Here is a 20,352-nt window from a genome sequence, read left to right as displayed (position 1 = left end):
GCGGTCACAGCCACTTCGAGGTGAGGTGCTCCGAGGTGACGCGCCGCAGCGTGCCGGAGGCGCTGCGCAGCACGACGCTCTCGGTGTAGACCCAGTCGCCGTCGCGTCGCACGCCCGCCACGAGCTGGCCGTCGGTGACGCCGGTGGCCACGAAGATCGTGTTCTTGCCCTTCACCAGGTCATCGGCCTCGTAGACGTAGTCGTCGAACTTCAAGCCGGCGTCGATGCCCTTCTGCTTCTCGTCGTCGCTCTGCGGGCGCAGGCGGCCCTGGATGTGGCCGCCCAGCGCCTTGATGGCGCACGCGGTCACGATGCCCTCGGGGCTGCCGCCGATGCCGACGCACATGTCGGTGCGGGCGTTGTGGCGTGCCGCGTTGATGCCGCCGGCCACGTCGCCGTCGCTCATGAGGCGGGTACCGGCACCGGCCTCGCGGATCTCCCGGATCAGCTGCTCGTGGCGGGGACGGTTCAGCACCGATACGACGATCTCGTCCACGGGCTTGCCCAGCGCGGCGGCCAGGCGGTGGATGTTCTCGCCGATGGGCAGCCGGATGTCGACGACCCCGACGCCGGCGGGGCCGGTGACGAGCTTGTCCATGTAGAACACCGTCGAGGCATCCAGCATCGTCCCCGCGTCCGAGACCGCGATGACCGACAGGGCGTTCTGGCGGCCGGCGGCCGTGAGCGACGTGCCGTCGATGGGGTCCACGGCCACGTCGCACTGCGGCCCGCGCCCGTTGCCGACCCGCTCACCGTTGTAGAGCATGGGCGCGGAGTCCTTCTCGCCCTCCCCGATGACGATCGTGCCGTCGAAGTTGACGGTCGAGAAGAACGCCCGCATGGCGTCGACGGCCGCGCCGTCGGCGGCTTCCTTGTCGCCGCGTCCGATGAACGGGACCGCGCGGATGGCGGCCGCCTCCGTCGCGCGCACCAGCTCGAGTGCGAGGTTGCGGTCGGGATGCAGGGGGCTCATGTCGGCCGTCAGACTCACCATGTGGTCAGCCTATCCAGCGTGCTGTCACGAACTGCCCGAATCGCCTCGGCACGGCAGCGAAGGATTCGCGTTTCTTTACAGCTAGGAAGAAGCGCAGGTCCCGGATGGTGCCGCCGGGACTCTCGGGCGACCGTGGCCCTTCGCTAGAGTGACCGAGAACCCCACTCCACGACAGAGGAGCCCCCATGCCCGTCGCAACGCCCGACCAGTACGCCGAGATGCTCGACCGCGCCAAGGCCGGCAGCTTCGCGTACCCCGCCATCAACGTCTCCAGCTCGCAGACCATCAACGCGGTGCTGCAGGGCCTCACCGAGGCGGGTTCGGACGGCATCCTGCAGGTCACCACGGGCGGGGCCGACTACTTCGCCGGCCACACCGTCAAGGGCCGCGCCACCGGTGCCATCGCGTTCGCGAAGTTCGTCACCGAGGTCGCCAAGAACTACCCGATCACCGTCGCCCTGCACACCGACCACTGCCCGAAGGACGCACTCCCCGGCTTCGTCCTGCCGCTGCTGGAAGCCTCCGAGGAGGAGGTCAAGGCCGGCCGCAACCCGATCTTCCAGTCCCACATGTGGGACGGCTCGGCGGTGCCCCTGGACGAGAACATCCAGATCGCCCAAGAGCTCCTCCCCCGCATGAAGGCGATCAACGCGATCCTCGAGATCGAGGTCGGCGTCGTCGGCGGCGAGGAGGACGGCGTTCAGCACGAAGGATCCAACGAGGCCCTGTACACCACCGTCGCCGACGTCACCAAGGCCGTCGAGGCGCTCGGACTCGGCGAGAACGGCCGCTACATCTCCGCGCTGACCTTCGGCAACGTGCACGGCGTCTACAAGCCGGGCAACGTCAAGCTCCGCCCCGAGCTCCTCGGCGAGATCCAGGAGGGCATCGCGCAGCGCTTCGGCACCGGCCCGAAGCCCCTCGACCTCGTCTTCCACGGCGGCAGCGGCTCCACCGACGAGGAGATCGCCCTCGCCGTGCGCAACGGCGTGGTGAAGATGAACATCGACACCGACACGCAGTACGCCTTCACGCGCTCGATCGCCGGCTACATGTTCAGCAACTACGACGGCGTGCTGAAGGTCGACGGCGAGGTCGGCAACAAGAAGCAGTACGACCCGCGCGCGTGGGGCAAGGTCGCCGAGTCGGCGATGGCCGCGCGCGTCGTCGAAGCCACGCAGCAGCTGGGCTCGCACGGCAAGTCGCTCGGCGCGTAATCGCCGCACCTCGGAGGCCCCGGCCGATCGGTCGGGGCATCCGGCGTTTCACTCGGGGGCGCGGAAGACGTCGCGGATGCTGGGGGCGCCTTCGGGCACCGAGAGCACCTCGATCGGGTCACCGGCGCGGATGGCGCCGACCCGGCGCACCCGCAGGTACGGGCCCAGGCGGCGCTCCTGCGCGAAACGGCGCACCCATCCCCGCGCCTCGGCCCCGCCCACCCACCGGGCGAACGTCGCGCACGGCGTGCGCGGCATCGTGACCTCGACCTCCACGGTCTCGCCGATGCGCCACACCTCGCCGATGCGGGCGGCGTTGACGTCGAGCCCCTCGACCCGCAGGTTCTCGCCGAACCATCCGGGCGGCAGCTCGCGGCCGAGCTGCTCCTCCCAGAATCGCGCGTCCTCCTGCGCGTAGGCGTACACCGCCTTGTCGAGCCCGCCGTGGTGCTTCCGGCTGGCCTGCACGTCGCCGCGCAGGCCGTACCGACCTGCGTGCACCGCGCCGCGCACGGGACGCTTGTCGATGCCGGTCACCCCGACGAAGCCAGAGTCGGGGCGGAGCTGGTGGACGACGCACACGGCGAGGACGCGGGGCATCCCGCGATGTTATGGCACCGAGGGGCTCATCCGCCGGTGGAGAGCCGTTCCACGAATCCGGTGAAGGCGGGGTCTCCCGACAGCGGCACCGTCAGCAGGGCGGAGACGACCAGGACCGTGACGATCGCCCCGACCAGCGGGATCCAGAAGGCGACGCGCCTGCGCCGCAGGCGCCGCCACGACAGCAGCGCCGTCACGACCCAGCCCAGGATGAGTACGGTGCCGGCGATCGGGCCCCACACCCGGGCGGCGTCGAAGTTCGTGAACGACTCGTTCACGCCCAGCAGTCCGAGGTAGTCGTCCGCGAAGGTGGCGAAGCCGAAGAGCCGCGGTGCGGTGGTGAGCACATTGAACAGCCCGTACACCAGCAGGCCGATCGTGACGATGCGGTCGGCGAGGCGCCACCCGGTCAGCTGCCCGGCGGAGGCCGTCACCGGCGTCGATGCCGCCTTGGGCGCGGGGTGCACGCCTGCCACGAGCGCGTCGGTCGTGTCGGGGCGGGCGATGCGGGCACGCTGCTCCTCGGGAGTGGCGTACTCGCCGTACTGCGGAACCGGGCGAGGGTCCGGATCGCTCACGACCGCGCCCGTCCGCCGAGGGCCCGCGCGTCGCGGCGGCCGGCCGCATCCGAGCGCAGCTCCTTCGGCAGCGAGAACATGAGGTCCTCCTCGGCGGTGCGCACCTCTTCGACGTCGCGGTACCCCGCGCCGGCGAGCTCGGCGAGCACTTCGTCCACGAGAACCTCGGGCACGGATGCGCCGCTGGTGACGCCGACCGTCTCGACACCGTCGAGCCACTCCTGCTGCACCTCGTCGACGTAGTCGACGCGGTAGGCCGCCTTGGCTCCGTGCTCGAGCGCCACCTCGACCAGCCGCACGCTGTTGGAGGAGTTCGCCGAACCCACCACGATGACGAGGTCGGCGTTCTTGGCGACCTTCTTGATCGCCACCTGACGGTTCTGCGTGGCGTAGCAGATGTCATCCGAGGGCGGGTCCTGCAGCTGCGGGAAACGGGCGCGGAGGCGGCGCACCGTCTCCATCGTCTCGTCCACCGAGAGCGTCGTCTGCGACAGCCACACGACCTTCGAGGGGTCGCGCACCTCCACGGTGTCGGCCTCCTCCGGCGAGTTCACGATCGTGACGTGGTCGGGCGCCTCCCCCGCGGTGCCCTCGACCTCCTCATGGCCGAGATGCCCGATCAGCAGGATCTCGTGGTCGTCGCGGGCGAACCGCACGGCCTCGCGGTGCACCTTGGTCACCAGCGGGCACGTCGCGTCGATGGCCTGCAGGCCGCGATCGGCGGCGGCGGAGACGACCGCCGGCGAGACGCCGTGCGCGCTGAAGACCACGTGCGCCCCGGGCGGGACCTCGTCGACCTCTTCGACGAACACCGCGCCCTTGGCCTCGAGCTCGGTGACGACGTGGATGTTGTGGACGATCTGCTTGCGCACGTACACGGGCGATCCGAAGCGCTCCAGCGCCTTCTCCACCGCGATCACGGCACGATCCACACCCGCGCAGTATCCACGGGGTGCGGCCAGCAGCACCTTCTTGCGTCCGTCGACCGGGATATCCTGGAGCCGCCCGCGACGCCCCGGGATGCGGGGGACGGGAAGCGAAACGACAGGGGTGCTCACCCTTCGAGTCTACGAGGACCCCCTGGACGACGGCCCAATACCGGCCGATCCGCCGATACCTGCGAGAAGCGATGACCACGTTCCAGCCCGAAACCGTTCCGGGGCAGCCCCCGCCGCCCGATTCCGTGCCACCGCGGGACTCCACCGTGCACGCTCCGACCTCGGTCGCGCGCCTGAACGACACCATCCGCGGGTTCGTCGACCGCTGGGGCTCGGTGTGGGTCGAGGGCGAGATCACCTCCTGGAACCTGCGCGGGGGCAACGTCTTCGGGCGGATGAAGGACCTCACCACCGACGCCACGATCTCCTTCCGCGTGTGGTCGAGCACGGCGCAGCGCCTCCCGAAGGACTTCGCCACCGGCGACCACGTCGTCGCGTGCGTCAAGGCGGACTACTTCCCCCGCTCGGGCGACTTCAGCTTCGCCGTCTCCGCCATGCGCCACGTGGGCCTGGGCGACCAGCTCGAACGCCTCGAGCAGCTGCGCACGAAACTGCGGGCCGAGGGGCTCTTCGACGCCTCGCGCAAGAAGCGGCTGCCGTTCCTCCCCGGCCTCATCGGGCTCATCACGGGCGAGAACTCCGACGCCGAGAAAGACGTGCACCGCAATGCCGAACTGCGCTGGCCGCAGGTGCGCATCCGCACCAAGCACGCCGCCGTGCAGGGCGACCGGTGCGTTCCGGAGACGATCGCAGCGCTGAAAGCGCTGGATGCCGACCCCGAGGTCGCCGTCATCGTGATCGCCCGCGGTGGCGGCGATCCGCAGACGCTCCTGGGGTTCAGCGACGAACGGCTCCTGCGCGCGGTGGCCGCCGCATCCACGCCGGTGGTCAGCGCGATCGGGCATGAGAACGACCACCCGCTGCTGGATGACGTCGCAGACCTGCGCGCGTCGACGCCGACCGACGCGGCGAAGCGCGTCGTTCCGGATGTCAGCGAGCAGCGCGCCCTCGTCGCGCAGCTGCGCGCGCGCCTGAGCAGCCGCCTCTCCCAGCGCGTGACGCATGACATCGCGCAGCTGGAGCAGCTGCGCTCACGTCCGGTGCTGCGCACCCCCGACGCCCTGTTGACCGGACGCGCGCAGGAGACGTGGATGCTGGTCAACCGCGGCCGCGACATCCTCGAGCGCCGCGTGGCCGCCGACGACCGGCGGACGAGGGAGCTGCGCGCGTCGCTGCGGGCGCTCTCCCCCCTGGCGACGCTGTCGCGCGGCTACGCCATCGCTCATCTGCGCGACGGGGTCATCGTGCGCGACGCGACACAGGCCCCGGCGGGCGCCGACGTGCTCGTGACCGTGGCGCAGGGCTCGTTCGCCGCCCGCTCCGAAGGCCCCGTGGAGGAGTCCCCCGCGGCGGCGACGCAGGACGGGGACAACTAGGATGGACGGCATGACCGCGTCGCAATCCGGCCCCGCCGAAGTCGCGGCTCTGTCGTTCGAGCAGGCCCGCGACGAGCTCGTCCGCGTCGTCGCCGAACTCGAGCAGGGCGCTCCCACCCTCGAGGAATCCCTCACGCTGTGGGAGCGCGGTGAAGCTCTCGCGGCGCGCTGCGAGGAGTGGCTGCTGGGGGCAAAGCGCCGACTCGACGCGGCGCGCGCCGACGCTTCGGAGTCGTGATGGCCCGCGTCGTGGCGGAGCTCGGTCGTCCCGAGACTCCGGATGAGACCGCCGCCCGCAAGGCCGCGTCCTCCCAGGCGTACCGCTCCAGCAAGACCTTCCGCAATCTCCTGGTCGCCCTCGGGGTGATCCTGGCCGTGGTCGCCGTGGTGATCTTCGGCGTGCCCCGTGGCGAGATCCCCGAGCCGCCCCCCATCGACGTCACGGCCGAAGCCGCCGCGCTCAGTGAGACGCTGCAGCGCCCCGTGCTCGACCCCGACCTGCCCGAGGGCTGGCGCGTGAACGCGGCATCCCTGGAGGGTGGCAGCGTGGACGCCTGGACGGTCGTGACCGTCCCCGCCCGCACCGCCGGCTTCCTCCGCGTGTCGCAGGGCTTCGACGCCGACGAGTCGTGGCCGCTCGAGCTCCTCGCCGGCACCCGCCCCGACGGCACCCTGACGATCGACGGCATCGTGTGGGACGAGTACCACGTGTCCGACCCCTCGCGGGCCGGCAACGTGTCGTACGCGCTGGGCACGCAGGCCGGAGCCGATCGCATCCTCGTCTACGGCTCGTCCTCCCCCGAAGCTGCGGCCTCCCTCGCCGAGGCGCTCGCGCCTCAGATCACCGACCTGCGAGCGACCCCGTGACCGCCCCCGCCGCCACACCCCGCGGGGTGTGGGATGAGATGCGGCAGGGCAACGCCCGCTTCGTCGCGGGCGAACCCCGCCATCCCCGGCAGGACGTCGAACGTCGCCACGAGCTGGCGGGCGGGCAGCGTCCACGCGCGGCCCTGTTCGGATGCTCCGACTCGCGCCTCGCGGCGGAGATCATCTTCGACGAGGGCCTGGGCGACCTGTTCGTCGTGCGCAACGCCGGCCAGATCATCTCCGACTCGGTCGTGGGCAGCCTGGAGTACGCCGTCGCGGTGCTGGAGGTGCCGCTCATCGTCGTGCTCGCCCACGATGCGTGCGGCGCCGTGGGCGCGGCGATCGAGAGCGTGCAGCCCGACGCCCCGCTGCTGCCCCCGCTCATCTGGCGTCAGATCGCCTCGATCGTGCCCGCCGTCCGGCGCGTGCAGCGCGCCGACCCCGCCGCGGCCGCCGGCGCGATCGACCCGGAACAGGTCGGTCGCGTGCACCTGCGCGACACCGTGACGCAGCTGCTGCACGCATCCGAACTGATCAGCGAGGCCGTCGCCGAGGGGCGCCTGGCCGTCGTCGGCGCGAACTACCGACTCGCCGAGGGCACCGCCGCCCCCGTCGTGATCGTTGGCGACGCGGGCGACCCGCTGCCCTGACCATCCAGACCACCATCGGCAACAGGAGGACGACGACGTGACCGAGACCGAGTACCGCATCGAGCACGACACCATGGGCGAGGTGCGCGTTCCCAAGGACGCGCTGTACGCCGCGCAGACCCAGCGCGCGGTGGAGAACTTCCCCATCTCCGGTGACGCGCTCGATCCGGCGCAGATCGTGGCGCTGGCGCGCATCAAGAAGGCCGCGGCGCTGGCGAACAAGGAGCTCGGCACCCTCGACGGCGCCGTCGCCGACGCGATCGCGCGCGCCGCCGACCGCATCATCGCCGGCGAGCACGCCGACCAGTTCCCCATCGACGTCTACCAGACCGGCAGCGGCACGTCGTCGAACATGAACATGAACGAGGTGCTCGCCACCCTCGCCACGCGCGACCTCGGCTCCCCCGTGCACCCCAACGACCACGTCAATGCGTCGCAGTCCTCCAACGACGTGTTCCCCACGTCGGTGCACATCGCCGCGACGCAGGCGCTCATCGACGACCTCATCCCCGCGCTGGACCACCTCGCCGTCGCCTTCGAGGAGAAGTCCGAGGCGTGGAAGGACGTCGTGAAGTCCGGCCGCACGCACCTGATGGATGCAACGCCCGTCACCCTCGGCCAGGAGTTCGGCGGGTACGCGCGCCAGATGCGCCTGGGCATCGAGCGCGTCCAGGCCGTCCTGCCCCGCGTCGCGGAGGTCCCCCTCGGCGGCACGGCCGTGGGCACCGGCATCAACACGCCTGCGGGGTTCCCGCAGAAGGTCATCCAGCTCATCGTGGATGAGACGGAGCTGCCGATCACCGAGGCGAAGGACCACTTCGAGGCCCAGGCCAACCGCGACGGCCTGGTCGAGGCATCCGGCGCCCTGCGCACGATCGCGGTGTCGCTGACGAAGATCAACAACGACCTGCGCTGGATGGGGTCTGGCCCGAACACCGGCCTGGCCGAACTGCACATCCCCGACCTGCAGCCGGGGTCGTCGATCATGCCGGGCAAGGTCAACCCGGTCGTCCCCGAGGCCACCCTCATGGTGTGCGCGCGCGTGATCGGCAACGACGCCACGATCGCGTGGGCCGGGGCATCCGGATCGTTCGAGCTGAACGTGGCCATCCCGGTCATGGGCACGGCGCTGCTGGAGTCGATCCGCCTGCTCGCCAACACCATGCGCGTGCTGGCCGACAAGACGATCGACGGCCTGCAGGCCAACGTCGAGCGCGCCGCCGCCTACGCGGGCATGTCGCCCTCCATCGTGACCCCGCTGAACAAGCTCATCGGGTACGAAGCGGCCGCCAAGATCGCCAAGCACTCCGTCGCCAAGGGCATCACGGTGCGCGAAGCCGTCGTCGAGCTCGGGTACATCGAGCGCGGCGAGCTGACCGAGGAGGCGCTGGACGCCAAGCTCGATCTGCTCTCCATGACGCACCCCGGGTGAGCCACGCCCCGCACGTACCGGGTTCGGCCCCGGCGCGCGCGATAATCAGACGATGAACCGCCCGCCGAGAACGGTCTCGGCGCGCGCACGGATCCTGGGGGCTGTCCTCGCCGTCGCGTGCGCCGGGCTCGTCGTGGTGGGCGGGATCACGTTCTGGGTGCAGCAGGACACCGTGCTGCGGACGGCCGATGGGCAGTTGCGCACGTTCGCCGCGAGCGTCGCGACGGAGCCGATGCCCGACCGCGCAGCCGTCATCGACGTCGTGCACAGCATCGTCCCCGACCGCACCGACGGCACGATCGCCGTGGCCGACGGCGAGGTGATCGCCGCCGCACCCAGCGCGACGGGCCTGCACCTGGCCGACGACGAGGAGTTCGTGCGGGCGCTGTCCGCGTCCTCGCCCACGGCCGCCGAGTACGGGACGGTGAACGGCGACCACGGCACGCTGCGCTACGTCGCCCTGCCCGTCGACGGCGCCGTCATCGCCCACGCCGTGCTGCTGGATGCCCGCATGCAGCTCGTGATCACCGGCATCCTCACCTACACCGTGACGGGGCTCGGGATGCTGCTGGCCATCGGCGTGGTCGGGTGGTTCGTGATCGGGCGGCTGCTCCTGCCGCTGCGCGACCTCCGCGCCACCGCCGACGCCGTCACGATCGGCGACTTCGGCGCGCGCCTGCCCGCCGACGGCAACGACGAGATCTCCGACCTCACCCGCACCGTCAACTCCATGCTCGACCGGATCGAGGTCTCCGTCGACGTGCAGCGCCAGCTGCTGGATGATGTCCGGCATGAACTGAAGACCCCCATCACGATCGTGCGCGGGCATCTGGAGACGATGGATGTCACGGATCCGGTGGATGTCGCGACCACGCGCGAGATCGGCATGTCCGAGCTGGACCGCATGACCCGCCTCGTCGACGACATCGATCTGCTGGCAGCTGTCGAGGACGGCGCGCTGACGATGAACATGATCGATGTCGACGCCCTCACGGCACGCGTGGGAGAACTGGTGGCGGTCATCCCCGGCCATTCGTGGAGTGTCGAGTCCCGCGGGTACGGTCGCGTCGAGGGCGACTACGACCGCCTGCTCCAAGCGTGGCTGCAGCTGGCCGACAACGCCGCGAAGTACACCCCCGAGGGCACGCCGGTGGAGATCGGCAGTTCCGTCGACGACGCCGGCGCGCATCTGTGGGTGCGCGACCACGGCCCCGGCATCCCGCCGGCATCCCGCCACCGCATCTTCCGCCGCTTCGACCGCGCCGAAGGGCGCCGCACCGTCGGCGGCTCGGGGCTCGGACTCGCCATCGTGGACGCGATCGTGAAAGGCCACGACGGCCACTGCTCGGTCACCGAGACCCCCGGCGGCGGCGCCACCTTCACCATCCACATCCCGCCCGGACGCGGGCGGGCACCGGCCGACCTGCCGGCGCCCGTGCGCGCCGGTGACGTGGTCCAGCAGCGAGAGGCCTCCGGATGACGCTCATCCTCATCGCCGAAGACGAGACCCGCATCTCGGCCTTCATCAGCCGCGGACTCGAGTCCGCCGGCTACCGCACCCGCGTGGTCGAGGACGGGGGCGACGCACTCGAAGCCGCGCTGTCGGGCGAGGTCGACCTCATGCTCCTGGACATCGGGCTCCCCACCATGGACGGGTTCGAGGTGCTGCGCGACCTGCGCGGCCAGGGGTCCACGCTCCCCGTCATCATCCTCACCGCCCGCTCCAGCACACGCGACACCGTGGACGGCCTGGACGCGGGCGCCAACGACTACGTCGCGAAGCCGTTCAAGTTCGACGAGCTGCTCGCCCGGGTCCGATCCCGCCTGCGCGAGACCGTGCAGACCGGCACGATCGCGGTCGTCCACGGCGACGTGTCGCTCGATGTGCTCACGCGACGGGCCACCGTGGCGGGCCGGGAGATCGATCTGAGCGCGCGGGAGTTCGCGTTGGCGGAGCAGTTCCTCCGCCACCCGGGACAGGTGCTCAGCCGCGAACAGCTGCTCAGCCGCGTGTGGGGCCTGGACTTCGACCCCGGATCCAACGTGGTCGACGTCTACGTCCGCTACCTGCGCGGCAAGTTCGGGCACGAGTGCATCACGACGGTGCGAGGTGCAGGCTACCGCTGGGAGTGAGCCGCCCTCGCGCCAAAGAGAGAGCCCCCGGCGCTGGGGGACGCCGAGGGCTATGGGAGAGCCGGAGTCGGGGGGAACTCCGGATGTATCGACCGCGCTACCCGAATAAGCGCGGTGACCTTTTCTCCACGACGGGCCCTGATCGGTCCCGTGCTTCTCTATTGGGGGGTATCCGCCGCGGGGGCGGTGCGAGGTCTCCCTCGCTGCATCCATCATGGGGCAGATTCGTGAGAGAAGGCGGAACCGGGGGTGAGAGTGCTCTCATCTACGCGGTTCCGCCTCGCCCTCACGACAGCTCGCCCGCCTCCAGCAGGTCGGTGACCAGGGCGGCGATCGCCGAGCGCTCCGACCGCGTCAGCGTGACGTGCCCGAACAGGGCGTGGCCCTTGAGCGTCTCGATGACCGACGCGATGCCGTCGTGCCGGCCCACACGCAGGTTGTCGCGCTGACCGACGTCGTGGGTGAGGATGACGCGGGAGTTCTGCCCGACGCGGCTGAGGACGGTGAGGAGGACGTTGCGCTCCAGCGACTGGGCCTCGTCGACGATCACGAACGCATCGTGCAGTGAGCGGCCGCGGATGTGCGTGAGGGGCAGCACCTCGAGGAGGCCGCGTGCCAGCACCTCCTCCAGCACGTTCGGCGAGACGACCGAGCCGAGCGTGTCGAAGACCGCCTGCCCCCACGGATTCATCTTCTCCGCGGCGTCTCCGGGGAGGTATCCGAGTTCCTGCCCGCCGACGGCGAACAGCGGACGGAAGACGATGATCTTGCGCTGCTGCTGGCGTTCGAGCACCGACTCCAGGCCCGCGCACAGGGCGAGGGCCGACTTCCCGGTTCCCGCCCGGCCGCCGAGGGAGACGATGCCCACGTCCGGGTCCAGCAGAAGGTCGATCGCGATGCGCTGCTCGGCCGAGCGGCCGTGCAGGCCGAACACCTCCCGGTCGCCCCGGACGAGCCGGTAGGCACCGTCCCCCGTGACGCGCCCGAGGGCCGAGCCCCGCTCGGAGTGGATGATGAGGCCCGTGTTCACCGGCAGCCCCACGACGTCGTCGCTGGCGGCGACCTCGGACTCGTAGAGGTCGCTCATGTCGTCGCCGCCCACGTTCAGGTCGGCGATGCCGGTCCATCCCGAGTCGACTGCCTGCTCGGCGAGGTACTCCTCGGCGTGCAGGCCCAGCGACGCGGCCTTGACCCGCATCGGGAGGTCTTTGGAGACGACCGTGACCTCACTGCCGTCCTGCGCGAGGTGCATCGCGACGGCGAGGATGCGGGTGTCGTTGTCGCCCAGCCGCATGCCCGAGGGCAGCACCGTGGGGTCGGTGTTGTTCAGCTCGACCCGCAGCGTGCCGCCGTCACCGACGGGCACGGGGAAATCCAGCCGGCCGTGCTCGACGCGCAGGCCGTCCAGGTGGCGCAGGGCCTGACGGGCGAAGTAGCCCAGCTCGGGGTCGTGCCGTTTGCTCTCCAGCTCGGTGACGACCACGACGGGGATCACGACGGAATGCTCGGCGAAGCGGAAGAACGCCCGCGGATCGCTCAGGAGGACGGAGGTGTCCAGCACGTACGTCCGGAGGTCCTGCTCCGTGGTCTCGTCGGTGAACTCCCGGCTCTGCTGCTGCGGTGCTCGTGCGGTCACAACCCACTCCCCACCCGGGTGTGTCACCCGGCAGTCACGAGTCGACCAGGGTAGCGAGTCGCGATCCGGAAGGCCGACCCGACCGGACTCCGTGCCCGGTGCGATCACCGTACGACCGGCGTGCGGGCGGCGAGGTGCGCGACACGCCCCCGCCGGTGTCGGGCACGGGAATTCTCCGTGTCATCCGCCGTAGCGGCGGTCGCGATCGGCGTAGTCGCGGATGGCGCGGAGGAAGTCGACCTCGCGCAGGTCGGGGCCCAGCGCCTCGACGAAGTAGAACTCGCTGTGGGCGCTCTGCCACAGCAGGAAGTCGCTCAGGCGCTGCTCGCCCGACGTGCGGATGACGAGGTCGGGGTCGGCTTGACCGCCGGTGTAGAGGTGCTCGCCGATCTGCTCGGGGGTCAGGCTGGCCGCCAGTTCCTCCAGCGACCCGCCCTCGCGGTCGTGCTGGGCGATGATGCTGCGCACCGCGTCGACGATCTCGCTGCGACCGCCGTAGCCGACGGCCAGGTTCACGTGCAGCCCGGTGTGCTCGCGGGTGCGCTCCTGCGCGTCGGCGAGCACTCGCGCCAGGTCGGGCGGCAGGAGGTCGGCGCGGCCCACGTGCTGCACGCGCCAATCGGACTCGCGCGAGAGCTCGTCGGCGAGCTCGGCGATGATGTCGATCAGGTCGGCCAGTTCCCGGGACTCGCGCTTGCGGAGGTTGTCGGTGGACAGAAGGTACAGCGACACGACCTCGATGCCGAGGTCGTCGCACCAGCGCAGGAACTCGCGCATCTTGGCCGCGCCGGCCCGGTGGCCGTGTGCGGCGGTCTCGTAACCCAGCTGACGCGCCCACCGCCGATTGCCGTCGATCATCATCGCCACGTGGTGCGGCACCGTCTCCGGGTGCAGGCGCCGGCGGAGGCGGTTGATGTAGAGCCGATACAGCGGCCCTCTGCCCTGATTGCCGCCGCCACCGCTCACGCGTCTACGCTACCCCCCACCCCCGTGTGTTCCCCGTCCGGCATACAGCGACCTTTAGGCTGGAGAGGTGACCCGACGCACCCCCGACCCCCACTTGGAATCCGAGGGCGCCCACGTTCCCGAGCTGCCGCTGATCGAGGCCGGAGCCGTCGGCGCGCAGAGCGACGTCAAGCCCACGTGGCGCGGCTGGATCCACGCCGCGACGTTCCCGATCGCCGTCGTGGCGGGCGTCGTGCTGATCAGCCTCGCGCAGGGCGCACCGGCGAAGTGGGCCTCTGCGGTGTTCATGGTCACCTCGATGATGCTGTTCGGCAGCTCCGCGTTGTATCACCGCTTCAACTGGAAGCCCCGTACGCTGGCCGTGCTCAAACGCATCGACCACGCCAACATCATGCTCCTGATCGCGGGCACCTACACGCCGCTGGCCGTGCTGGCCCTGCCGACGCAGAAGACGATCATCCTGCTGTCGGTCGTGTGGGGAGGGGCGATCGTCGGCATCCTCTTCCGCGTGTTCTGGCTGCATGCGCCCCGGTGGTTGTACGTCGCGCTGTACCTGGCCCTCGGCTGGGCGGCGGTGATGTACCTGTTCGACCTGTTCGATGCCAACGCGACGATGATGACGCTCGTCCTGATCGGCGGACTGCTCTACACCGCCGGCGCGGTCGTCTACGCGCTCAAGCGCCCCAACCCGTGGCCCGGCCACTTCGGGTTCCACGAGATCTTCCACGTGTGCACCGTCTTGGCGTTCCTGTGCCACTGGGCGGCGAGCCTGCTCATCGCGATGCATCCGGCGTACCACGCCGGCTGAGGACGCTAACGCCGCGCGGGATCGGCGTCCGGGTCGATGTCCTCGTCGTCGGTGTCGGTGGCGCGCGTGGATGCGCGTGCCTGCTCCTCGGCGTCGAGTTCGGCCCGCACGTCCTCGCGGTAGCCGCTGCGGCGGATGCGGCGGAGCATGTCGACGACGAGCAGCACGACGGCCAGGGTGAGTACGGCGATCACGCCGAACCCCCACGGACCGGGGGTGACGAGCTCGGCCGGCGGCGCCTGGGGCGTAGGCGACGGAGTGGCGGCGGCGGCCATGAGCAGGTCGTACATTGGTCCTCGTTCCGCGCCGGAGCGCATAGCCTGGAAAGACCAGCCTAGAACGACCCGAGGAACGATGACCACGCAGCAGCTGCTCGACGAGCGATACGGCCGGCGGCGATCTCGGACCCGGCGCGTGGTGGGCTGGGTGATCGTCGGGGTGATCGCCGCGGCGCTCGTAATCGCACTCGGCTGGAGCACCGTCGCGCGCACGCTCAACGCCGTCGACGTCGTCGGCACCGGTTACGACGTCGCCGACGAGCGCACCGTCACGGTCGAGTTCCAGATCACCGCTCCCCCCGGCGCGGCCGTGGCATGCGCCCTGGAGGCCCAGGACGAGGAGCACGGAGTGGTGGGCTGGCGGATCGTGGAGTACCCCGCGGCCGAGGCGCATGAGCGCGCGTTCACCGAGACCATCCCCACGGTCGCCCTGGCCACCACGGGTTTGGTGAACAGCTGCTGGGTCCCGTAGCATATCCTGATACGACGCCCCGGCCTGAGCCGGGGCGTTTCGATATCCCGGGCCCGGTTCGTACCGGGCCACCCGAACGAAGGAGAGCGACGTGTCCAGCGACGCACAGGTGACGTTCCTCACCCAGGAGGCATACGATCGGCTCGCCGCCGAGCTCGAGCACCTCTCCACCACCGGGCGCGAGGAGATCGCCAAGCGCATCGAGTCCGCCCGCGAAGAGGGCGACCTCAAGGAGAACGGCGGCTACCACGCCGCCAAGGACGAGCAGGGCAAGCAGGAGGCGCGCATCCGCACGCTCCAGCAGCTGCTGAAGAACGCCAAGGTGGGAGTGGCTCCCCAGAGCACGGGCGTCGTGGAACCGGGCACCGTGGTGACGGCGCTCGTCGCCGGCGGTGAAGAGGTCTTCCTCCTGGGCAACCGCGAGATCGCCGTCGACTCCGAGCTCGACGTCTACAGCGAGGCCTCCCCGCTGGGCGCTGCGATCATCGGCATGCGCGAAGGCGACAAGGGCTCGTACACCGCACCGAACGGCCGGGAGATCCCGGTCGAGGTGGTCAAGGTGGAGACCTACTCGGGTCAGTGATCGGCCCCGGCCGGGAACGGGTCAGTCGGCGACGATCGTCGACTGGAACCCGGCGGCCTCCAGCGTGGCGATCACGACGGCCTGGTGGTCGGCGCCCCGCGTCTCGACGCTCAGCTGCAGGATCACTTCGCTGATCTGAAGGCCCTGGCCGTGCCGCGTGTGCAGCACCTCGATGACATTGGCGCCCGCCTGCGCGAGGAGCTCCGCCACGCGCGCGAGCTGGCCCGGACGATCGGGGAGCGGGATGCGCAGCGTCATGTACCGCCCGGAGGCGGCCAACCCGTGCGCCACGACGCGCTGCAGCAGCAGCGGGTCGATGTTGCCACCGGAGAGGACCGTCACCGTGGGGCCGGTGGGGCGGACCTTGCCCGCGAGGATGGCGGCCACCCCCGCCGCACCGGCGGGCTCGACGACCTGCTTGGCGCGCTCGAGCAGGACCAGGAGGGCGCGCGCGATGTCGTCCTCGGTGACTGTGACGACCTCGTCGACGTACTCCTGGACCAGCGCGAAGGTCAGGTCGCCCGGACGCGCCACCGCGATGCCGTCGGCGATCGTCGGGCGCGTCTCCACCACGAGCGGACGGCCCGCCTGGAGGGAGGACGGGTAGGCGGCGGAGTTCTCCGCCTGCACGCCGACGACGCGGACGGTGCGTCCCACCGCGGCCGCGCGCAGCTTGACGGCGGCGGCGACACCGGCGGCCAGTCCCCCGCCGCCGATCCCGATCACGACGGTGGCGAGGTCGGGCAGCTCCTCGAAGAGCTCCAGGCCGAGCGTGCCCTGACCCAGGACGATGTCGGGGTGGTCGAAGGGGTGGATGAGCACGGCGCCCGTGCGCTCGGCATGTTCGGCGGCCAGGCGCAGGGGCGTCTCGACGGTGGCGCCCTCCAGGATGACCTCGGCGCCGTACCCGCGCGTGGCCAGCAGCTTGGGAACGGGGACACCGAGCGGCATGAAGATCGTGGCGGGGATCCCCAGCTGCTGCGCGGCCAGCGCCACACCCTGGGCGTGGTTGCCCGCCGAGGCCGCCACGACGCCGCGTGCGCGCTCCTCGGCGGTCAGGCGCGACAGGCGATACGTGGCGCCGCGGATCTTGAACGAGCCGGTGCGTTGCAGGTTCTCCAGCTTCAGGTGCACCGGGACCCCCAGCACCTCGCTGAGGTGCTGGGACTCGTCCAGCGGCGTGCGCGCGATGATGCCGTCGAGGACGGCCGCGGCATCCTCGAAGCCGGCCAGGGTGGGAGCGGTCACGGCGGGAGATGCGGATACGGTCATGCGGTGTTCCCTCGTCGACGCGGCACGGTACTCCAGATGAGATCGGCGGAAGCCGGTGGCCGACCGCTCTCCCACGATCGTGAGCTCAGGTAGACGGCCACGACGTTGACGAACGCGGCCAGGGGCACCGCGAACAGCGCGCCGGGGATGCCGCCGACCATCGCTCCGCCGGCGACGACCAGCACGACGGCGAGCGGGTGGACCTTGACCGCCGAGCCCATGAGCAGCGGCTGCAGCACGTGGCTCTCCAGCTGCTGCACTCCCAGCACGACCACGAGCATCCAGAACGCGATCCACGGCCCGTTGTACACCAGCGCGATGAACACGGCGACGGCCCCGGTGACGATCGCGCCGACGAACGGCACGAAGGCGCCCAGGAAGACCAGCACGCCGATGGGGATCGCCAGCGGCACGCCGAGCAGGAACGCACCCAGGCCGATGCCCACCGCGTCGATCGAGGCGACCAGCAACTGCGTGCGCGCGTAGTTGACCACCGTCACCCAGCCCGCGCGTCCGGCTCCGTCCACGGCCGGTCGCGCCTTCCGCGGGAACAGCCGCGTGGTCCAGCGCCAGATCCCGCCGCCGTCGGCGAGGAGGCACAGGAGGATGAACAGGGTCAGCAGGAGCCCCGTCACGACGTGTCCGACGGTGGTGCCGATCGCGAGCGCACCCGACCACAGCAGTTCCGCCTGCTCCTCGAGGAAGACGACGGCCTGGTTCAGGCCGTCATCGATCTGCGTGGCGGTCAGATGCAGCGGTCCCTGAATGAGGTACTGGCGCAGCTGTTCTGTGGCTTCCACCGTGCGGTCGCGCACGTCGCCCCACTGCCGCGTGATCTGCCAGACCGCCAGCCACAGCAGGCCCGTCACGATCGCGAGGGTCGAGATCACCGAGACGACGATGGCCAGCCAGCGCGGCCACCGGTGCCGCAGCATCCACGAGAAGGCCGGCCACAGCAGCGCCGACACCAGGATCGCGATGAGCAGGGGGATGATGAGCAGCTTCAACTGGATGACGAGCCAGACGGTCACGCCGGCCGCCGCGGCCAGGACGAGCAGGCGCCATGCGTAGGCGGTTGCCACTCGGAGGCCGCGGGGGACGGTGTCTCCGCTTTCGGGATCCGCGGTGACGGCGGGCCCCGGGGGGCGGCGGAAGGCACCGAAGAACGAACCGCGTGCGTCGGGTCCGGAGCCGGTCATCCCGCCAGTCTAGGCGTCGCGTGCAGCCGCGGTGATGTCCGTGGCCGTGGTTAGGCTGGGGCGGGTGAGACCGACCTTGAGCGCCGCGGAAGCCCGTCGTGTCGCGGTGTCGGCACAGGGTTTCGGGCGTCCCCCGGCGGGCGCTCCCGGCACCCGCGCGCTCTCGGCAGCGGTGCGGCGGATGGGCACGCTGCAGATCGATTCGGTGAACGTCTTCGCGCGTTCGCACTACATGCCGCTGTTCTCGCGCCTGGGCCCGTACGACACCGACGCCCTCGACCGGCTGCTGTTCGCCCGCCGCGCGCCGTACGTGGAGTACTGGGCGCATGTCGCGTCGTTCATCCCCGCCGGGGACTGGTCGCTGTTCGACTTCCGCATGCGGGAGTTCCGGGAGAAATTCGCTTCCGCGCCCGACTCCTGGGCGCGCACGCACGCCGACACGGTCGCGTGGGTGCGGGCGGAGCTCGCCGCCCGCGGGCCGCTGCGCCCGGCCGAGCTCGAAGGCGGCCTCGCCCGCGGCCGGGTCGGCTCCTGGTGGGAGTGGAGCGACGTCAAGCACGCCCTGGAATACCTCTGGCTCTTCGGTGACGTCGCGATCGCCGGGCGTCGCGGCTTCGAACGTCGCTACGCGCTGGCCGAGCACGTGATCCCCGCCGACGTGCTCGCCGCCCCGGTGCCCCGCGGCGACGCGGTGCGGGAGCTGGTGCGGCGCGCGGCACGGGCGTACGGCGTCGCGACAGCGGCCGACCTCGCCGACTACTGGCGCATCCGCGACCGTCCCGCTGTGCTCGCCGCGGTGCGCGATCTCGTCGACGCCGGCGAGCTCACCCCCGTCACCGTGCAGGGATGGACGTCCGGGGGCCGGCCCGCGCCGGCCTGGATGCACCGGGATGCGGTGGTGCCGCGTCGGGTGGATGCGGCAGCGGTGCTCACGCCCTTCGATCCGCTGGTGTGGTTCCGGGAGCGCGCCGAGCGGCTCTTCGGATTCGCCTACCGCATCGAGATCTACACGCCCGCCCCCCGCCGCCGTTACGGGTACTACTCCCTCCCGGTGCTGGTGGGCGACGACGTCGTGGGACGCGTGGATCTGAAGGCCGACCGTGCGCGCAGCACGCTGCTGGTCCAGTCGGCGTGGTGGGAGCCGGGCCGCCCGGCCGACGCGCCCGGGCGCCTCGCCGAGGTGCTCGAGGCCGCGGCGCGCTGGCAAGGGCTGGCGGACGTGTCGATCTCGCGCTGGGGTGACGCCGTGGAAGACCTCGCGGCTGCTCTCCCCCGGGCGGGCCGGCACGACCGCGCCGACGCCGAACCGGTCGCCCTCGCGTCAGAGGAACCGGGATGAGGCGCCGCACCGCCGTGATCGGCAGCATCGCCGCCGCCCTCCTGATCGCCGCGGGGGCGGTGGCGTGGGTGGCCACGCGGCCCGTCGGCGCGGAGAGCACCGCTCTCGCCTTCCTGCGGGCGCTGGAATCCGGCGATGCCGACGCTGTGGCGGACCTGATCGTGCCGGCGGACCCCGAGCCTGCCGACGCATTCGCCGCCGCCTCGTCCTACCCCCAGCGGCTGCGCATCGACCAGCTCACCGAGACCGGATCGCACGCCGCCGTGCGGGCCACGGCCGTCTTCGACGGCGCCGAGCGGGAGATCTCCTTCGGACTGCGCCTCGTCGATGGCCGGTGGCGCGTAGCCGACGACGCCCTCGCCGCGGTGGAGGTCAGCACGACCGTCGGCGACGCTGTCGCGGTGGGCGACGTGCTCGTCCCTGCGGGCACGGTGTCGCTGCTTCCTGCCGTGTACGAGTTCTCCGCGGTCCCGCGCGGACTCGTCGACGGCTCGGTGACCGCCGCGGTCTCCACCGACCGGACGACGGATGTGCAGGTGGAGGCGTCGCTGTCGCCCGAGGCGGTTCCGCGCCTGCAGGAGCAGCTCGACGCCTACGCGCGGGAGTGCACGAGCGGTGGCGCGGCGGTTCCCGAAGCCTGTGGCCTGCGGATCCCGTGGGCCGCGGATCTGGCCTCGGCATCCGCGTTCGCGTACCGCGTCGAACGGTTCCCCGTCCTCGCCCTGTCCCCCGATGTGCGCACGTTCACCGCATCCGGAGGGATCGTCGTCGCGACGGTGACCGGGGTGGACCGCACAGGTGCGGAGGCCTCGTTCACCTACCGCGACGACGCGTGGACGCTGCGCGGAGACGTCGTCGTCACCGGTGAGGACATCGTCCTCGCCGTGCGCTGAC

Annotated in this window: 22 protein-coding genes; 13 read left to right on the top strand and 9 right to left on the bottom strand. The window is 71.1% G+C overall.

Going from position 1 to position 20,352, the window contains the following annotated elements; genetic code table 11:
* Positions 1-4: 4 nt before the first annotated feature.
* Positions 5-994 carry a class II fructose-bisphosphatase gene (gene glpX / locus E4V99_RS11515; protein WP_135117348.1) on the bottom strand — a complete coding sequence of 330 codons (990 nt, stop codon included), beginning with the start codon at positions 992-994 and terminating at the stop codon, positions 5-7.
* A 185-nt stretch (positions 995-1,179) separates the two neighbouring features.
* Here glpX and fbaA point away from each other — a divergent pair, with 185 nt between their 5' ends.
* The gene (gene fbaA, locus E4V99_RS11510; RefSeq protein WP_135067710.1) at positions 1,180-2,211 is read left to right on the top strand and encodes a class II fructose-bisphosphate aldolase; all 1,032 of its coding nucleotides are present in this window, start codon (positions 1,180-1,182) and stop codon (positions 2,209-2,211) included.
* A 48-nt stretch (positions 2,212-2,259) separates the two neighbouring features.
* On the opposite strand, the gene E4V99_RS11505 is transcribed toward fbaA, so the two are convergent.
* Genes E4V99_RS11505 through E4V99_RS11495 form a run of 3 tightly spaced genes read right to left on the bottom strand, consistent with a single transcriptional unit; the run spans position 2,260 to position 4,447 of the window.
* Entirely contained in the window at positions 2,260-2,811 is a 552-nt protein-coding gene (locus tag E4V99_RS11505; protein ID WP_135067713.1) for an MOSC domain-containing protein, read from the bottom strand.
* 26 nt (positions 2,812-2,837) lie between these two features.
* Positions 2,838-3,389: a DUF6264 family protein gene (locus E4V99_RS11500; protein WP_135117347.1), complete on the bottom strand. Its 552-nt coding sequence runs from the start codon at positions 3,387-3,389 to the stop codon at positions 2,838-2,840.
* Positions 3,386-4,447, bottom strand: a complete 1,062-nt coding sequence (locus E4V99_RS11495) for a 4-hydroxy-3-methylbut-2-enyl diphosphate reductase (RefSeq protein WP_187270461.1) — start codon at positions 4,445-4,447, stop codon at positions 3,386-3,388. Before E4V99_RS11495 ends, E4V99_RS11500 begins: the two co-directional genes overlap by 4 nt.
* A gap of 71 nt (positions 4,448-4,518) precedes the next feature.
* Here E4V99_RS11495 and xseA point away from each other — a divergent pair, with 71 nt between their 5' ends.
* The 7 genes from xseA to E4V99_RS11460 are packed head-to-tail and all read left to right on the top strand — an operon-like array spanning position 4,519 to position 10,905.
* Positions 4,519-5,823, top strand: a complete 1,305-nt coding sequence (gene xseA / locus E4V99_RS11490) for an exodeoxyribonuclease VII large subunit (protein ID WP_135117346.1) — start codon at positions 4,519-4,521, stop codon at positions 5,821-5,823.
* Position 5,824: 1 nt separating this feature from the next.
* A complete protein-coding gene (locus tag E4V99_RS11485; RefSeq protein ID WP_135117345.1) occupies positions 5,825-6,061 on the top strand; it encodes an exodeoxyribonuclease VII small subunit in 237 nt (78 codons plus the stop codon).
* Positions 6,061-6,690 (top strand): DUF4245 family protein, encoded by a 630-nt coding sequence (locus E4V99_RS11480; RefSeq protein WP_135067722.1) that lies wholly within the window; start codon positions 6,061-6,063, stop codon positions 6,688-6,690. The genes E4V99_RS11485 and E4V99_RS11480 overlap by 1 nt, the downstream gene beginning before the upstream one ends.
* A 38-nt stretch (positions 6,691-6,728) precedes the next feature.
* The gene (locus E4V99_RS11475) at positions 6,729-7,340 is read left to right on the top strand and encodes a carbonic anhydrase (protein ID WP_135071313.1); all 612 of its coding nucleotides are present in this window, start codon (positions 6,729-6,731) and stop codon (positions 7,338-7,340) included.
* Between the two features lie 37 nt (positions 7,341-7,377).
* The gene (locus E4V99_RS11470) at positions 7,378-8,772 is read left to right on the top strand and encodes a class II fumarate hydratase (protein ID WP_135067724.1); all 1,395 of its coding nucleotides are present in this window, start codon (positions 7,378-7,380) and stop codon (positions 8,770-8,772) included.
* 52 nt (positions 8,773-8,824) lie between these two features.
* The gene (locus E4V99_RS11465) at positions 8,825-10,252 is read left to right on the top strand and encodes a HAMP domain-containing sensor histidine kinase (RefSeq protein ID WP_135117344.1); all 1,428 of its coding nucleotides are present in this window, start codon (positions 8,825-8,827) and stop codon (positions 10,250-10,252) included.
* Positions 10,249-10,905, top strand: coding sequence for a response regulator transcription factor (locus E4V99_RS11460; protein WP_135067728.1), 657 nt, complete (start codon positions 10,249-10,251; stop codon positions 10,903-10,905). The genes E4V99_RS11465 and E4V99_RS11460 overlap by 4 nt, the downstream gene beginning before the upstream one ends.
* A 286-nt stretch (positions 10,906-11,191) precedes the next feature.
* On the opposite strand, the gene E4V99_RS11455 is transcribed toward E4V99_RS11460, so the two are convergent.
* Positions 11,192-12,541, bottom strand: coding sequence for a PhoH family protein (locus E4V99_RS11455; protein WP_135117343.1), 1,350 nt, complete (start codon positions 12,539-12,541; stop codon positions 11,192-11,194).
* A gap of 180 nt (positions 12,542-12,721) precedes the next feature.
* Complete coding sequence (locus E4V99_RS11450) at positions 12,722-13,507, bottom strand: isoprenyl transferase (RefSeq protein ID WP_135067732.1); 786 nt, start codon at positions 13,505-13,507, stop codon at positions 12,722-12,724.
* A gap of 67 nt (positions 13,508-13,574) precedes the next feature.
* On the opposite strand from E4V99_RS11450, the gene E4V99_RS11445 reads away from it, so the two are divergent.
* The gene (locus tag E4V99_RS11445; protein ID WP_240742678.1) at positions 13,575-14,315 is read left to right on the top strand and encodes a hemolysin III family protein; all 741 of its coding nucleotides are present in this window, start codon (positions 13,575-13,577) and stop codon (positions 14,313-14,315) included.
* A 5-nt stretch (positions 14,316-14,320) separates the two neighbouring features.
* Here E4V99_RS11445 and E4V99_RS11440 read toward each other — a convergent pair whose 3' ends face one another.
* The gene (locus E4V99_RS11440) at positions 14,321-14,605 is read right to left on the bottom strand and encodes a hypothetical protein (protein WP_135067734.1); all 285 of its coding nucleotides are present in this window, start codon (positions 14,603-14,605) and stop codon (positions 14,321-14,323) included.
* Positions 14,606-14,669: 64 nt separating this feature from the next.
* Between E4V99_RS11440 and E4V99_RS11435 the strand changes: the two genes are divergently transcribed.
* Positions 14,670-15,065, top strand: coding sequence for a DUF4307 domain-containing protein (locus E4V99_RS11435; protein ID WP_135067736.1), 396 nt, complete (start codon positions 14,670-14,672; stop codon positions 15,063-15,065).
* 91 nt (positions 15,066-15,156) lie between these two features.
* Positions 15,157-15,648 (top strand): transcription elongation factor GreA, encoded by a 492-nt coding sequence (gene greA, locus E4V99_RS11430; RefSeq protein ID WP_135067738.1) that lies wholly within the window; start codon positions 15,157-15,159, stop codon positions 15,646-15,648.
* A 21-nt stretch (positions 15,649-15,669) separates the two neighbouring features.
* Here greA and ilvA read toward each other — a convergent pair whose 3' ends face one another.
* Both ilvA and E4V99_RS11420 read right to left on the bottom strand, forming a co-directional pair.
* A complete protein-coding gene (gene ilvA, locus E4V99_RS11425; RefSeq protein ID WP_135067740.1) occupies positions 15,670-16,920 on the bottom strand; it encodes a threonine ammonia-lyase in 1,251 nt (416 codons plus the stop codon).
* Positions 16,917-18,119: an AI-2E family transporter gene (locus tag E4V99_RS11420; protein WP_135067742.1), complete on the bottom strand. Its 1,203-nt coding sequence runs from the start codon at positions 18,117-18,119 to the stop codon at positions 16,917-16,919. The genes ilvA and E4V99_RS11420 overlap by 4 nt, the downstream gene beginning before the upstream one ends.
* Positions 18,120-18,183: 64 nt before the next feature.
* Between E4V99_RS11420 and E4V99_RS11415 the strand changes: the two genes are divergently transcribed.
* Together E4V99_RS11415 and E4V99_RS11410 are read left to right on the top strand one after the other, a co-directional pair.
* Positions 18,184-19,458 carry a crosslink repair DNA glycosylase YcaQ family protein gene (locus tag E4V99_RS11415; RefSeq protein ID WP_245233167.1) on the top strand — a complete coding sequence of 425 codons (1,275 nt, stop codon included), beginning with the start codon at positions 18,184-18,186 and terminating at the stop codon, positions 19,456-19,458.
* A complete protein-coding gene (locus E4V99_RS11410) occupies positions 19,455-20,351 on the top strand; it encodes a hypothetical protein (RefSeq protein ID WP_135117341.1) in 897 nt (298 codons plus the stop codon). Before E4V99_RS11415 ends, E4V99_RS11410 begins: the two co-directional genes overlap by 4 nt.
* Position 20,352: the final 1 nt, after the last annotated feature.

The sequence above is a fragment of the Microbacterium sp. dk485 genome (assembly GCF_004570445.1).
GTDB lineage: Bacteria > Actinomycetota > Actinomycetes > Actinomycetales > Microbacteriaceae > Microbacterium > Microbacterium wangchenii.
Note: the sequence above shows the minus strand (reverse complement) of the source record. Positions and strands in the feature narration are given on the sequence as shown.

Bases quoted from the DNA above. Each gene is read 5' to 3' on its own strand.
- glpX (WP_135117348.1), bottom strand. From the start codon at position 994: ATGGTGAGTCTGACGGCCGACATGAGCCCCCTGCATCCCGACCGCAAC.
- fbaA (WP_135067710.1), top strand. From the start codon at position 1,180: ATGCCCGTCGCAACGCCCGACCAGTACGCCGAGATGCTCGACCGCGCC.
- E4V99_RS11505 (WP_135067713.1), bottom strand. From the start codon at position 2,811: ATGCCCCGCGTCCTCGCCGTGTGCGTCGTCCACCAGCTCCGCCCCGAC.
- xseA (WP_135117346.1), top strand. From the start codon at position 4,519: ATGACCACGTTCCAGCCCGAAACCGTTCCGGGGCAGCCCCCGCCGCCC.
- E4V99_RS11485 (WP_135117345.1), top strand. From the start codon at position 5,825: ATGGACGGCATGACCGCGTCGCAATCCGGCCCCGCCGAAGTCGCGGCT.
- E4V99_RS11480 (WP_135067722.1), top strand. From the start codon at position 6,061: ATGGCCCGCGTCGTGGCGGAGCTCGGTCGTCCCGAGACTCCGGATGAG.
- E4V99_RS11475 (WP_135071313.1), top strand. From the start codon at position 6,729: ATGCGGCAGGGCAACGCCCGCTTCGTCGCGGGCGAACCCCGCCATCCC.
- E4V99_RS11465 (WP_135117344.1), top strand. From the start codon at position 8,825: ATGAACCGCCCGCCGAGAACGGTCTCGGCGCGCGCACGGATCCTGGGG.
- E4V99_RS11460 (WP_135067728.1), top strand. From the start codon at position 10,249: ATGACGCTCATCCTCATCGCCGAAGACGAGACCCGCATCTCGGCCTTC.
- E4V99_RS11440 (WP_135067734.1), bottom strand. From the start codon at position 14,605: ATGTACGACCTGCTCATGGCCGCCGCCGCCACTCCGTCGCCTACGCCC.
- E4V99_RS11435 (WP_135067736.1), top strand. From the start codon at position 14,670: ATGACCACGCAGCAGCTGCTCGACGAGCGATACGGCCGGCGGCGATCT.
- ilvA (WP_135067740.1), bottom strand. From the start codon at position 16,920: ATGACCGTATCCGCATCTCCCGCCGTGACCGCTCCCACCCTGGCCGGC.
- E4V99_RS11420 (WP_135067742.1), bottom strand. From the start codon at position 18,119: ATGACCGGCTCCGGACCCGACGCACGCGGTTCGTTCTTCGGTGCCTTC.
- E4V99_RS11410 (WP_135117341.1), top strand. From the start codon at position 19,455: ATGAGGCGCCGCACCGCCGTGATCGGCAGCATCGCCGCCGCCCTCCTG.